A 14,416-nucleotide genomic window follows, 5' to 3' on the forward strand; every position below is an offset into this window, starting at 1 on the left:
ATTTTTTGGCGATGCAGCTAACTATTGTACTGGCGTAACGGTATAGCCTTTTTTGCGTAGTAGATTGATAACGCCGTTTTCATTGCCCAGGTGACCGGCTCCAAATGCAAAAAAGGTTGGCTTTTCTTTAGCGGCCTTTTCAATCACTGGAATCCAGCTTGTGTTGCGTTTTTCAAGCAAATCGCCCTCAAACTCATTCATCCCGGCATCGAATTGACTGGTTTTCATCTGCTTCATCAGCTTTTCCAGATCGTGTGTTTTATATGCCGACAAAAAATTCTGAAATTCCTTACTGGCGTCTTCGGGTTTACGCGCCATATCGACCAGACTTTTAAATTGCACATCCAGCGGAATTTTATCCAGTGCGGCCATTTGTGCCTCCAGCGATTCCAGGCCCAACACTTCTTTTTTGTCTTTCTGCGCCATCTGCATAAATGTCAGATCATACGATACTGGCTCGCAATTCAGAATACCCATGTACATCAGCGACAATAAGCCAATGGGTTTCATCATGCCCAACTGCGCCAGATTCATGTTCATTTTCTGTTTTAAATAGCTTTCCAGCAGCTTATAATCGTCGGCCGAGAGATAGTCTTTAGCCGTTTTTCCGTTGGTCATCATAGCCGCTTTCATCATACCTGCCATCATCGTCGGATCATCCATATCCAGTTCCAGGTAGACCTGCCGGGCATCACTAAGTGCCTTTTTTATTTCGTCGGTAATCGACAGGTCGGTTGGACATACCATATGAAACGTCCCGTAGAGATAGGACGGCTCTGCCAGCCCCGGCCCGGTCACTTTATAGAGCAGGGCGTGGTCCTGAGCCTGTGTATAAAATGGGTTCATCAGCCACAACACCAACGAGACTATCTTTAGCGGTTTTTGCATAAAATTCTTCGTAAAGCCTGAACACAAAAGTAATGAAACAAACCATCGTAAATTGTCGTAATTCACGAACGAATCTGCCTACCGAAACTACATTTCCGCTGAGTGTGTAACTTTGGTAGCCTAGTCGAGTTGTTAATCAATACCCCGTATGGTAGCCCAACAGCCTAAATCCGTTCATTCACAAGCATTTGCCCATAAAATCCGTCTGGTTACAGCCGCGTCTTTGTTCGATGGGCACGACGCAGCCATCAATCTGATGCGTCGACTTATGCAGGCGTCCGGTGCCGAAGTGATTCATCTGGGTCATAATCGGTCAGTTGCCGAAATTGTTGACTGTGCCATTCAGGAAGATGTTCAGGGGATTGCCGTGACCAGCTACCAGGGTGGTCATCTTGAGTTTTTCAAGTATATGTATGATCTGCTACACGAACGTGGAGCTGGTCATATCAAAATCTTTGGAGGTGGTGGCGGCACCATCTTACCAACCGAAATCGAGGAACTTCATGCCTATGGTATCACCCGCATCTACTCGCCCGACGACGGCCGGGCCATGGGATTGCAGGGCATGATCGACGATTTATTGCACCAATGCGACTTTGCTCCTCCGACACCTGATCAGCAGGCGGCTGAACTGTCGCCTGTCGAATCGGATACTATAGCCCGGTTAATTACCACCGCCGAGAATCATCCTGAACAATTTGCTCAACCACTTCATCACTCCATCACTCAATACGCCCCCGTTTTAGGCATTACGGGAACGGGAGGTGCCGGAAAATCATCGCTGGTCGATGAACTGGTCCTTCGGTTCCTGCGTCAGTACCCGGATAAAACGCTGGCTATCTTATCCGTCGATCCATCGAAACGAAAAACAGGCGGGGCACTGCTGGGCGATCGGATTCGGATGAATGCCATTCAGTCGCCACGAGTCTATATGCGTTCGCTGGCAACCCGACAATCGAATCTGGCACTGAGTCGGCATGTACAGGATGCCATTAACGTATGCAAAGCAGCCCATTTCGACCTGATCATTGTCGAGACCTCGGGCATCGGGCAGTCGGACACTGAGATTACCGAACATGCTGATAAGACACTGTATGTAATGACCGCTGAGTATGGAGCAGCCACCCAACTCGAAAAAATCGACATGCTCGATTTCGCGGACGTGATCGCCATCAACAAATTCGATAAACGGGGCTCTCTGGATGCCTTACGCGACGTTCGGAAACAGTATCGGCGTAACCACAATCTATGGGATATTGCCGACGATGACCTGCCCATTCTGGGAACTGTAGCCTCTCAATTTAACGATCCGGGGATGAATGCCCTGTTTGATCGGCTGATGGGGTTGGTTGGCATGGGGCAGGGAGAAGGGAGCATGAAACAGAGCGATGGTAATAAACCTCCCCTTGCCCCCACCACGCCTAGCTCCCAGCACCCCACTCCCAGCACCACGCCCCAGGCCATCATTCCCCCAGACCGAGTACGTTACCTGGCTGAAATTGTGGAAGAGAGCCGTCGGTACGATGCGTTTGTGCAGGAACAAACTACATTGGCCCGGCAACTGTATCAGATACACGGCACTTTGACCTTACTTCCAGACGGTGCGATTAAAGACGAACTGCAAAAGTTGTACACAGTGCTTGACGCACGGCTCCATCCCGACAGCCGCGCTTTATTGACTCAATGGCCAATACTTCAGCAACGCTATACGGCTGACTTCTACGAGTATACGGTTCGGGACAAAGTGATCCGGCAGCCTCTTTACTCTGAAACCTTATCGCATCTGAAAATCCCCAAAGTGAGTTTGCCGAAATACCACGACTGGGGCGATGTGCTGCGCTGGTTACTAACCGAGAATGTACCGGGTGAGTTTCCGTACGCAGCTGGGGTATTCCCGCTTAAGCGCGAAGGCGAAGACCCAACCCGTATGTTTGCCGGGGAAGGTGGCCCCGAACGGACCAATCGTCGGTTTCACTACGTCTCCAAAGGGTTACCTGCCAAGCGACTCTCAACCGCCTTCGATTCGGTCACACTGTATGGCGAAGACCCAGCCATGCGGCCCGACATTTTTGGCAAAATTGGTAATTCGGGGGTCAGCATTTGTACCCTCGACGATGCCAAGAAACTTTACTCAGGCTTCGACCTCTGCGATCCGGCCACTTCAGTTTCCATGACCATCAACGGCCCTGCCCCCATGTTGCTGGGCTTTTTCCTGAATGCTGCCATTGACCAGCAGTGTGAGAAATGGCTTCTTAACCAGGAGCGGGGAGTTAGCCGTGAGGAGCGAGAATGGCTACACACGAATCAGGATGCGTCAGCACTCCTCACGGCAAACTCCCCACTACTCATTCCGTCATATAATGGCCCACTTCCTGAAGGGAATGATGGGTTGGGATTGCTGCTACTTGGCACTACGGGCGATAAAGTTTTGCCTAAAGAGGTCTACGAAAAAATTAAAGCCGACACCCTCCGTCGCGTGCGGGGGACGGTCCAGGCCGATATTCTGAAAGAAGATCAGGCACAGAATACCTGCATTTTCTCGACCGAGTTTGCGCTCAAGATGATGGGCGATATTCAGCAGTATTTTACCGACAATCGGGTCCAGAATTTTTATTCGGTTTCGATTTCGGGATACCACATTGCCGAGGCAGGCGCCAACCCGATTTCCCAACTGGCCTTTACCCTCTCGAACGGATTTACGTTTGTAGAATATTACCTGAGCCGGGGGATGCATATCGACAATTTTGCGCCCAACCTGTCGTTTTTCTTCTCGAACGGCATGGACCCCGAATACACGGTGCTTGGTCGGGTAGCCCGGCGAATCTGGGCAAAAGCGATGAAACACAAGTACAAAGCCAACGATCGTTCGCAGAAGTTAAAGTACCATATTCAGACATCGGGGCGGAGTTTGCATGCGCAGGAAATAGCCTTTAACGACATTCGTACCACCTTGCAGGCACTACTAGCCATTTATGACAACTGCAACTCGCTGCACACCAACGCGTATGATGAAGCTATTACAACCCCTACCGAAGAATCCGTTCGGCGGGCCATGGCCATTCAGCTGATTATCAATCGGGAGTTTGGGCTCACTAAGAATGAAAATCCATTGCAAGGCGCTTTTGTCGTTGACGAATTGACCGACCTTGTCGAAGAAGCTGTTTATCAGGAATTTCTGGCGATCAATGAACGCGGAGGAGTTTTAGGCGCCATGGAGCGCATGTATCAGCGTAGCAAAATTCAGGAAGAGTCGATGTATTACGAGACGCTGAAACACAATGGTCAGTTACCCATTGTAGGCGTCAATACCTTCCTCGATCCAGCCGGTTCGCCTACAGTTATCCCTCGTGAAGTTATTCGCTCAACGGACGAAGAAAAACGTTACGCTGTCGAATCGTGTCAGGCATTTCAGAAAAAGCATCAGGCCGAAGCAGCTGTAGCCCTAACCAATTTACAGACAACCGCATTAACCAATGGCAACCTGTTTGAAAGCCTGATGGAAGCTACCAAAGTCTGTTCGCTCGGCCAGTTGTCCAACGCACTTTATGCCGTAGGGGGCCAGTATCGGCGGAATATGTAACAACCAAATCGTACCGATAAACGATTCAAAAGCTGATTTTCTAAGCGATTTCAATCATTGGCATCGGGTAGGTTTATATAAATTGATCAATTGTTCGTTACTACGAATGAATGCCATACCAAGGCCAATGAACATACAATGAACCGTAACCTGTATCTATTTTTCGTACTGCTGCTGAGTAGTTTCTACGTTGGCTGCCAGACGAAACGCCATGATGAAACCACAGCTACCGAGGCCGAGAAGCCCTCGATAGCCACACTGTCTAAAAATACGTTCACGCTGGGCGATACGTTACAGATTCAACTTAGCGAGCCAATTACGGAGGCCGTCGTTTCGCTGGGTACCAATCCACTTCGTATTATTCAGCAAACGGATAGCACGCTAACGATTCGGGCGACATCCCTAAAAACGGGCTTGCATCCGCTCATTGTTGCCGGGAAGCTTCGCAATAAAACGCTGACCTCCGATACGATTTCGGTTGAATTATGGTCCGATTTCAGACCTGTAGCCCTCACCTACTCGGTGCTAAAACAATTCCCCCATCAAGCAGACAGTTTTACGCAGGGCCTGGAATTTTATCAGGGGAACCTCTATGAAAGTACGGGCCTCAATGGGCAATCGAAACTGATGCAGGTGGATCTGGCAACGGGTGCCATCGAAAAATCGGTTCCGTTGGCCAGTCAATACTTTGGGGAAGGGATTACTATTTTTCGCGACAAAATTTACCAGCTTACCTGGACATCGGGCGTATGCTTTCGGTATACCATGGATTTTTCGCTTGACAAAACGTTCACCTATCACACACAGGGCTGGGGGCTTACGCATACCGACTCGACATTAATTCTGAGTGATGGCACCAATCGGCTGTTTTTTCTTACGCCAGACTTTCGTCGTACTGGTGAACTAGCTGTTTACGACAATTTTGGGCCGGTCATGAACCTCAACGAACTGGAATATGTAAATGGCTATGTGTTCGCCAACGTCTGGCAAACCAATCGAATCGTGCAAATTGATGTAACGACGGGAAAGGTGGTTGGTGAACTTTCGATGGAAGCTATTTTACCCAAAACCATTGATACTAAAGCCAATGTGCTAAATGGGATTGCGTACCGAGCCGACGAAAACGCGTTTTACGTGACGGGCAAAAACTGGCCTACTTTGTTTAAAATCCAGCTAAAGAATCAGCCCAAACAGACCGTAGCGTTACGTTAATCAGGAATTGGCTGGCAGTAGCGTTTGCTTTTGCCAGCCAATCTCGAACGGGGCTTGTTAATCTACTTCTTCGACGGTGGCTTCGGGCGCATTACGCTTAACGGAATCGATACCGTTTTCCCGACTGGCTACGGTTTCGTACATCTCACTGCTACCAATGATCTGGCCGTTGCCTGCTTTCAGATTGAAATAATGTTTGCCATTGGAGGATTCCTTACGGTCGTATCGGTCATCATCCGGCGAGTTTTTGCGAACCGATTCGATACCGTTTTCGCAGGCGGCCTTGCTTGAATAACCTTCGCTGGCCAGAATGACCTGGCCATTTCCTGCTTTTAGGTTAAATTGATACTCTCCGTTCTTCCGGGTCGATATAACAAACTTTCCCATGTGTTATAGTGAATTAAGGGTGACATTAGCTGTAAATTAAGTCACTTCTTGTTGATAAAACAATGGTTATTAATCATGTAGACGATACAGCACGATACCCTTTATACTTTTTCAGCGAAAAAGCCGTAACATTGATACTGATGCATTTACGACGACTCTTAACTACCCTGCTCCTGCCAGCTTCACTGACAGCTTTGGCTCAAACCCTTCCAGTTCTGGATCAGAACCCAACCAGTCTGCGTTGGTATCAGCTCAATACCCCTCACTTTCGCGTACTATACCCGACTGGTCTCGACTCGACGGCTCAACGAACCGCCAACCGGCTCGAAGACCTGTACGAGCCTGCCAGTGCCTCACTTGGCAAGCAGCCCCGCCGACTTTCGGTCCTGCTTCAGAACCAGACCACCAACAGCAACGGGTTTGTAACTCTATTCCCCCGTCGTTCAGAGTTCTTTGCCATCGCCCCCCAGGACCCTGGTTTGCTCGGCACGTTCAACTGGCTCGATTTACTAGCCGTTCACGAATACCGGCACGTCGTTCAAAATGATAAAGCGTTGCAGGGATATGGACGGGTTCTCAATACCTTGCTGGGTAGTACGGGGCTTTATCTCCCCCTATTCACGGTTCCCGACTGGTTTGCCGAAGGCGATGCTGTCAGTAATGAAACGCTTTTAAGTACGAGTGGACGAGGTCGAATCCCCAACTTCGACCTAGGTATGCGGGCTAATCTACTGGCAGGCAATCGGTTCGATTATCCGAAAGCCGTTTCCGGTTCATTCCGTGATAATGTCCCGAATCATTATGTGTTGGGGTATTTTCTGACCACGTACCTGAAACGGACCTACGGGCCCGATGTATGGAGCCGGGTATTGAATCGCAACTACCGCCGTTTCCCATGGCCATTTGCCTTTTCGGCCAGTATCAAGGACGAAACTGGTCTGCGAACCGAGGATTTGTATCGTAAAACGATGGATGATCTGACGGAAACCTGGCAAAAACAACAGGAACAGATCACCCTAACTCCTGCCGATCCCTTTCCCACTAAGGCCGAAAAGCAGCGGACCGCTAAACCAGTTTTTACCAATTACCAGCACCCTCAGTTCCTGAACGACTCGACAGTGATATGCCTAAAAAGTGGCCTGGGCGACACACCCCGGCTGGTGATCCTACGTAAAAACCAACCCGAAAAAACGATTCAGGTACAAGGCTTTACCAACGATCCAGGGTTCCTGTCGGCCAACGCATCCAAAGCGTGCTGGATTGAGTTTGGCTATGATCCACGGTGGAGCCAGCGTATCTATTCAACCATCCGTCTACTGGATCTGAAAACCGGCAAACTCACCCGATTAACGCATCACACCCGATATACAACCGTAGCCATTTCGCCCGACAACTCGAAGCTACTTGTAGTCGATAATACTGAACGCTACAAAACTCAGCTTCTTGTTCTCGATGCGCTCACTGGTAAGGTTCTCAAAACGCTGCCGAATCCAGCTAATGAGTTTTATCAGCATCCACGCTGGTACGAAGACAGTCGAACCATACTGGTCATTGTGCTGAAAGATGGCAGGAAAACGCTCCGACGTCTGGATACCGAGTCAGGAAATCAACTCGATTTACTGCCCTGGACCAATGAAAACATCAGCCACCCGCAACCATGGGCAAACTATGTTTTCTACAACTCGCCCCGCTCGGGTATCGATAATATCTACGCAGTGAATAGTACGTCGAAAGCGGTTTTTCAGGTAACATCCCGCCCACTAGCCGCTTATCATGCCGCTGTATCGCCCTCTGGCAGCCGTCTGGCGTTTGAGGACTTTTCGGCCACTGGCTACCGCATAACCGATATGCCGCTCAACCCTTCAGATTGGCGCCCCGTAACTGAGCCAGTCCGGGAGAATCTTGTCCGTTACTTCGGCTCGTTAGCGAATCGGGAACCAGGTGCTGCTGAAGGCCGCCAGGTTTTAGCCGACTCGTCAATCAATATAACCCCCTATTCACCTTCTCGCTTCCGTCGGTTGGTTCATACCTTCAATGTTTACAACTGGGGGCCTGTTTTAAGCAGTTCCGGGCAAACTCTGTCAATTGGCCTCAACTCACAGGATTTATTAAGCACTACCCAACTCAGTGCGGGTTATACGTATAACCAAACCGAACGAACTGGTAATTTTTATGCGCTTCTGAGTTATCAAGGGCTCTATCCGATTATTGATGTCAGTTTTCAGCGTGGCGCCCGTTCGACCTCGTTGTATATCGACAAGGTTGTTCCGGCAGATAGCCTGCGGACCGATCGGTGGACTTATAATCAGGTTACGGCTGGTTTTCGATTGCCTTTACAACTAACAAATTCTAAATACATACAGGGTATCAGTCTGTCGGCCTATTATAATTATTTGCAGGTAAGCGGCTACGACTTACCGTATCGCTATATAACCGAGGTAGGCTCGTCGGGGTCATTGAGTGCCCTTACCTATGGGTTCAGCTATTCACATTTGCTACGACAAAGTAAGCGGGATGTTGCGCCACGCTGGGGCCAGACGATAGCCGTAAACTATCGAACGACCCCCTTTGGCGGAAAACTCACAGCTGAACAATTGGGCATTCAGGGCAATGTATTCTTACCCGGCCTTGGAAAACATCACTCCCTCCGTTTACGGGCTGGTTATCAGCTCCAGGCTCAGGGAACGTATCAATTCGGAGCTGCTGTATTCTACCCCAGAGGCCAGGCTTATATTGCTGATGATCAGATCAAAGCGGGCAGTGTAGAATATCGATTACCTGTTGCCGATACGCACTGGTCACTTGGGCGCTGGTTGTATGTACAACGCATTAAAGCAGCTGGATTCGTTGATGGAGTGAATGGACAAAGCTCCGTTGAAGTGCGGGACATTTATGGCCGACTACGAGGTTATGAAACCCAGATTCATAATTTTCAGACTACAGGACTCGATGTTTCTTTTGTCTTCAACGCCCTCCGTTTACGTACATCGTTCGAAGCGGGTTTCCGAAGTATCTATAATCTGACCACGGGCCAGTGGCTCATTCAGCCGCTGGTTATTGATATTGGGATTTGACATTCAGAACTAAGGGCGACACGGGTGAACAGTTGTTCACCCGTGTCGCCCTTAGTTCTGAATGTCTAACGATTACCCTTTATAGAACACCCATTTCGAGAGTTCACGGAAGGAAACTTTTTTGCCGTACATCAGGATACCAACGCGGTAGATACGGGCCGCTATCCAGGTAGTTCCTAAGAATCCCAGCACCAGCAGCCCCATTGACAGCATCAATTGCCAAATTGGCACCCCGAAAGGCACCCGCACCATCATGACAACTGGCGACGTAAAGGGAATAATGGATGTCCAGAATGCCAGCGGCCCATCGGGGTCACGGACGGCAATCTGGGCAAAGGCAATAGCTGCAATGATGGGCATCATGATCGGAAACATGAACTGCTGCGTCTCCGTCTCACTATCGACGGCAGCGCCAATAGCCCCAAATAAGGCACTATAAAGCAGATACCCGCCCAGGAAATAGAACAGAAAACAGCTGATAATCAACGGAATATTAAGCGTCTCAATGGCAGCCATGATGCTAGTTACCGGATTTTTATCTTTCGCCATCTTCTGTTGGACCTCCTGCTGACCAGGCATGCCATTCATACGAGCCGACATGGCTGATTTCGCCGTTTCTTTTTGACCCAGCACGCTGGACCCAACCGTAATCAGACCGGCAGTCAGGGCAATCCAGAGCAGGAACTGGGTCAGTCCAACCAGCGCAACACCAATGATTTTACCCAACATCAACTGGAAGGGCTTCACCGACGAAATAATCACTTCAACAATCCGGTTGGTTTTTTCTTCCATTACCCCCCGCATTACCTGTGTACCGTAGATCAGCACTGAAATATAGATGAGCAAGGCACAAAACCCACTGATGATGGTCGTAGCAATGCCGTTACTGCTTTTTTCGCCCGAATCACTCAAGCTGATCGTCTGCGCATCGACGTTCACTTTGGCATCTTCAATCACTTTTTGCGTAATACCAGCCTGCTCCAGCTTAATCGTCTCGATTTCCTTACCAATCGCTCGTTCAATATTACTCTGCAACGCCAGACTGACGCTCTTTTCGGCAAAAATCTGTACCGTTTTAGGATAGTCGATCACATCTTTCGGAATAAAGACGAGCGCATCGTATCCCTGCTTCACAAATGACTTTTTCGCATTGGTCAGCGATTCTTTAGGGTACGAAAACACCGTTTCATTATCGGCCTTAAACTTATTGACAAACCGCCCGCTCTCGTCGACGACGGCTACTTTTTTCTGGTTTATGGAGCTAACGGCGGCCCAGCCAATTATGGCATAGAAGCCGAAAATCAGAACGGGACCCAGTATCGTCATAACGATAAACGACCGTTTGCGCACCCGTACCAGGTATTCGCGCTTAATAATCAGGAAAATTGTATGCATAAGGGTTAATGATAGAATTGATGAATGATAGAATGAGTGAATTGGTAAAAGGAATTACGAATGCCCCGATTGAAGCACTCAACAACTCAATCAGGCTATCAGTCAATCATTATTTTCGCCTACGGTTTGGATGAAAATGTCGTTCATGCTGGGAATATTTTCGCCAAAAGACCGAAGAGCAACTGTGTCGATCAAGTGCCGGATCAGGTCATTTACCGAAGCATCGGGAGGGATCTTAATATCGGCCCGCTGGAAATCGTCTTCCAAAGGCTGGTTTCGCAAAACCTCAAAGGCCGTTGGCAGACTTGTTAGTACACCCTGGTATTCAATGTGATAGGTATGCGTTTTAAACTGCTCCTTAATTGCCCGTTTCGAGCCATCCAGAATTTTATGGGAGCGGTTGATCAAAGCAATGTAATCACACAACTCCTCTACAGATTCCATCCGGTGAGTCGAGAAAATAATGGTTTTCCCCTTCTCGCGCAGTTCCAGAATTTCGTCTTTGATCAGGTTGGCGTTGATTGGATCGAAGCCAGAAAAGGGCTCGTCAAGGATAATCAGATCGGGCTCGTGCAAAACTGTTGCTACAAACTGAACTTTCTGCTGCATTCCTTTCGAAAGGTCCTGAATCTGCTTATTCCACCAGGTCTTGATGTCGAACTTGACAAACCAGACTTTCAGCATTTCCATAGCCTGTTTTTCGGTCAGGCCTTTAAGCTGTGCCAGGTAAAGTAGTTGTTCACCCACCTTCATTTTCTTGTACAAGCCCCGCTCTTCGGGCAGGTAACCGATGCGTTTGATATGATCTGGCTTAAGCCGCTCACCATCCAGAATAACCTCACCAGAGTCGGGGGCTGTAATCTGGTTGATGATGCGAATCAGTGAGGTCTTTCCAGCACCATTAGGCCCCAGCAGGCCAAAAATACACCCTTTAGGGACGGATAAGCTCACATCATCCAGCGCCCGGTGTTCGGCATATTGTTTGATGATGTGATGGGTTTCGAGGATATTGGTCACGAGTGTCGGTAACTTATTCTGTTTAGGTTAATTCGTACTGTTTGACGCATCAAACTACGGACATAAGGCGAGTATCTACCACCAATTTACGGACGAACTGCATATGTGCCTTACAAACGGTCATAAAAAAGCCATACCCAACTTCGAGTATGGCCCTTTCTAGTCAAATTTGTTAGAATTGGTAAAAGTAGCTGAGAGTTACCCGCTAATCTTTTTGATCGGGATGTATAGATTACCAATCCATAGTATAGAACTTCATTAATCCACTCAGTTGTAATACTCTCTAACCTGAAATAGTAACATTAGAAATAGCAAGCCGAGTAAAACCCCAAAAAGGCTGAACGACAAAATACTGGTTACGACACTAATTAACTGTGCATAGTAACTGTAGACCCAACCTGAGCGTTTCCGATTGAACAATCCAGGAAGCGCTAAAATGCTTAATACTAAGCCAACTATGGCTAAAATCATAGAAATACTATACGCAAACCCAACACTTGCACCACCCATAAAAGTGGCAGGCATCAAAGCGGTTCCGATTCCTAAAAATAGCAGAATCCCAGGAGCAGCCAGAATTAATAAGACCAGGGTGACAATCGGCCAGAACTTAACAAACCCCTCCCGAAAATTTATAGGGAATTGAAAAGGTGCTTTGGTTGTAAAATAGGGAGCTAATTCAGCTTCGAGTACGGCAGGCTGAGCCATAAGAGTAAAGAGGTTTAGGGAATATAACAATTGCATGATTAACCTCCTTAAAATTACAGCTTATAGCACCCTTTCAACAAAATCAGGGCATGATTTATCAAACGGTAACCTCGTCAGACTCAATGGGCTGCGTTCTGAATTCACCCTCCCATTTCGAGATCACACAGGTAGCTACAGCATTACCCGCTACACTGGTTGCCGACCGGCCCATATCCAATACCTGATCGATCCCCAGCAACAGTCCCAGCCCTTCGAGTGGCAGATTAAACTGCGAAAGTGTACCGGCTATAATCACTAATGAAGCCCGTGGTACACCCGCAATACCTTTAGATGTAATCATGAGGGTGAGCATCATTGTGATTTGCTGCCCCAGCGACAGGGGAATACCATAAGCCTGGGCAATGAAGGCCGTAGCAAACGTCATATACAACATCGACCCATCCAGATTGAATGAGTAGCCCAGCGGCAAAACAAACGAGATAATACGTTCTGAACAACCAAACCGCCGTAGGGCCTCGATCGTTTGCGGAAACGACGCTTCTGAACTTGCTGTACTGAATGATAAGATAATAGCCGAACGCACTTCTTTCAACAAGGCAAAGTAAGGGATTCGGGCAGCCAGGCAGATAAGCGACAATACGACGAAAATAAAAAACAACAACCCCCCAAAGAAGCACAGGATAAGGTAAGCGTATCCGGCCAGAATACCCAGCCCCTGTTTGGCCACTACAGCCGCCATAGCGCCCAGCACCCCAAAAGGCGCAAACGACATCACATATCCTGTAATTTTGAACATGATGTGTGAGAGCGCGTCAAGTGCTTTGATCATTATTTTGCCATACGCACCGACCGATCCGACAGCTACGCCAAAGAAGATGCTGAACACAACAATCTGGAGGATCTCATTACTGGCCAACGCTTCAATAAAACTCGTTGGGAAGATGTGCTCGATGAAATTAGTGAATGTAAGCTTTTTAACTTCCAGCCCCACATCGGTACCCTTGGCTGGCAATTGCAAATCCATCACTTCACCAGGTTTCATGATGTTTACAACCAATAGCCCTACCACCAGCGACAAGATGGTTGCGAAGTAAAAATAAGCCAGGGTTTTCAATCCGATTCGTCCCACAACGCCAAAATCTCCCAGCTTGGCAATGCCGACCACCAGCGTCGAAAAGACCAGCGGTCCAATGATCATTTTAATGAGCCGAAGAAAAATCTTGGACAGGATATTCAGGTCGATTCCCGAAAAACCCGAGCCAGTATCCGGGAAAAAATAACCAATGGCAATCCCGAGCACCATGCCCAGAAAAATTCGTGTTGTCAGATTTGGGAGTTTCATGTAGTACTAGTTCCGTTCGATGGTTGATGATTGGTTGTTATTACGTTCTCAATGTACTATTCCTGCTGCTGACTTGTAAACAACAGCGCTCAGGCTAGTTGGGATTTACAAGCGATAGCCTATCTGACAAATGTAACAGAATCCGTGCAGTTCCGGAAATTCGTACATATCAGGTATTTCGTCTGGTTTTAGCAACTCTTTTAGTGCAAATGAACAATCAACCGACCGCAAACATTATTTTTTTGCTTGTTAAGACGCCAACCTGTATTATGCGACCCTATCGACCATTTAATCAATAAATCTGATTGAAAATGCGTCGATAAACGGGTTTTCGGCACGCAAATTGCCCCTTCAACACAAAATAGAAAAGGTAATCGGTCAACTTGAATGGCGTGCGAAATGTAATATCATCAATGATGACCGTCTGCTTACGGCTCTTCTGACCAGAAGGCAATCGTTGAAGGCGATGATGGTGCTCCCAATACGTTAAGAAGAAAGGGAGCCGAACACCTTTATCAACGAAAAAGATTTCTTCGGCGCTGGTTTTCTGATCAATAATACGACTGATCCAGTCCTGGCGAAACAGGAAAAAATTTAATTGTAAATGAACCAGATCATCCTGTAAGCAACCATCGAAACGGACAACCTTCACTGGAGGAAATGCTGGGGTGAGCTGCTCGAACAACGCTCGATTAAAGCCTTCCCAAACCTTGGGCAACGGCTGATCTACCTGGGTTTTAAGGATAAAGCGCATAACTGGCGAACGAATTGTGGAGCAAGAAAAAAAGGAACATATTTACCTTTTACTGGAAAAGT

General features: G+C 48.0%; 10 protein-coding genes. 3 read left to right on the forward strand and 7 right to left on the reverse strand.

Annotated elements, in window-relative coordinates; all coding sequences use genetic code 11:
- Positions 1-21: 21 nt before the first annotated feature.
- A complete protein-coding gene (locus BGO59_RS15350; protein ID WP_293684503.1) occupies positions 22-888 on the reverse strand; it encodes a TraB/GumN family protein in 867 nt (288 codons plus the stop codon).
- A gap of 148 nt (positions 889-1,036) precedes the next feature.
- On the opposite strand from BGO59_RS15350, the gene BGO59_RS15355 reads away from it, so the two are divergent.
- Positions 1,037-4,468: a methylmalonyl-CoA mutase family protein gene (locus BGO59_RS15355; protein ID WP_293684504.1), complete on the forward strand. Its 3,432-nt coding sequence runs from the start codon at positions 1,037-1,039 to the stop codon at positions 4,466-4,468.
- A 138-nt stretch (positions 4,469-4,606) separates the two neighbouring features.
- Positions 4,607-5,680 (forward strand): glutaminyl-peptide cyclotransferase, encoded by a 1,074-nt coding sequence (locus BGO59_RS15360; protein ID WP_293684505.1) that lies wholly within the window; start codon positions 4,607-4,609, stop codon positions 5,678-5,680.
- Between the two features lie 57 nt (positions 5,681-5,737).
- Here the strand turns inward: BGO59_RS15360 and BGO59_RS15365 are convergent, their stop codons facing one another.
- The gene (locus BGO59_RS15365) at positions 5,738-6,067 is read right to left on the reverse strand and encodes a YegP family protein (protein ID WP_293684506.1); all 330 of its coding nucleotides are present in this window, start codon (positions 6,065-6,067) and stop codon (positions 5,738-5,740) included.
- A 140-nt stretch (positions 6,068-6,207) separates the two neighbouring features.
- On the opposite strand from BGO59_RS15365, the gene BGO59_RS15370 reads away from it, so the two are divergent.
- Entirely contained in the window at positions 6,208-9,141 is a 2,934-nt protein-coding gene (locus BGO59_RS15370; protein ID WP_293684507.1) for a hypothetical protein, read from the forward strand.
- A 72-nt stretch (positions 9,142-9,213) separates the two neighbouring features.
- Here BGO59_RS15370 and BGO59_RS15375 read toward each other — a convergent pair whose 3' ends face one another.
- The 5 genes from BGO59_RS15375 to BGO59_RS15395 all read right to left on the reverse strand — a co-directional run bounded on the left by BGO59_RS15375 (position 9,214) and on the right by BGO59_RS15395 (position 14,354).
- The gene (locus BGO59_RS15375) at positions 9,214-10,536 is read right to left on the reverse strand and encodes an ABC transporter permease (protein ID WP_293684508.1); all 1,323 of its coding nucleotides are present in this window, start codon (positions 10,534-10,536) and stop codon (positions 9,214-9,216) included.
- A 102-nt stretch (positions 10,537-10,638) separates the two neighbouring features.
- A complete protein-coding gene (locus BGO59_RS15380) occupies positions 10,639-11,553 on the reverse strand; it encodes an ABC transporter ATP-binding protein (protein ID WP_293684509.1) in 915 nt (304 codons plus the stop codon).
- Positions 11,554-11,820: 267 nt separating this feature from the next.
- Positions 11,821-12,258, reverse strand: coding sequence for a chromate transporter (locus tag BGO59_RS15385; RefSeq protein WP_293684510.1), 438 nt, complete (start codon positions 12,256-12,258; stop codon positions 11,821-11,823).
- Positions 12,259-12,355: 97 nt separating this feature from the next.
- A complete protein-coding gene (locus tag BGO59_RS15390) occupies positions 12,356-13,600 on the reverse strand; it encodes a dicarboxylate/amino acid:cation symporter (protein ID WP_293684511.1) in 1,245 nt (414 codons plus the stop codon).
- A gap of 292 nt (positions 13,601-13,892) precedes the next feature.
- Positions 13,893-14,354: a hypothetical protein gene (locus BGO59_RS15395; protein ID WP_293684512.1), complete on the reverse strand. Its 462-nt coding sequence runs from the start codon at positions 14,352-14,354 to the stop codon at positions 13,893-13,895.
- Positions 14,355-14,416: the final 62 nt, after the last annotated feature.

The organism is Spirosoma sp. 48-14, from assembly GCF_001898575.1.
GTDB lineage: Bacteria > Bacteroidota > Bacteroidia > Cytophagales > Spirosomataceae > Spirosoma.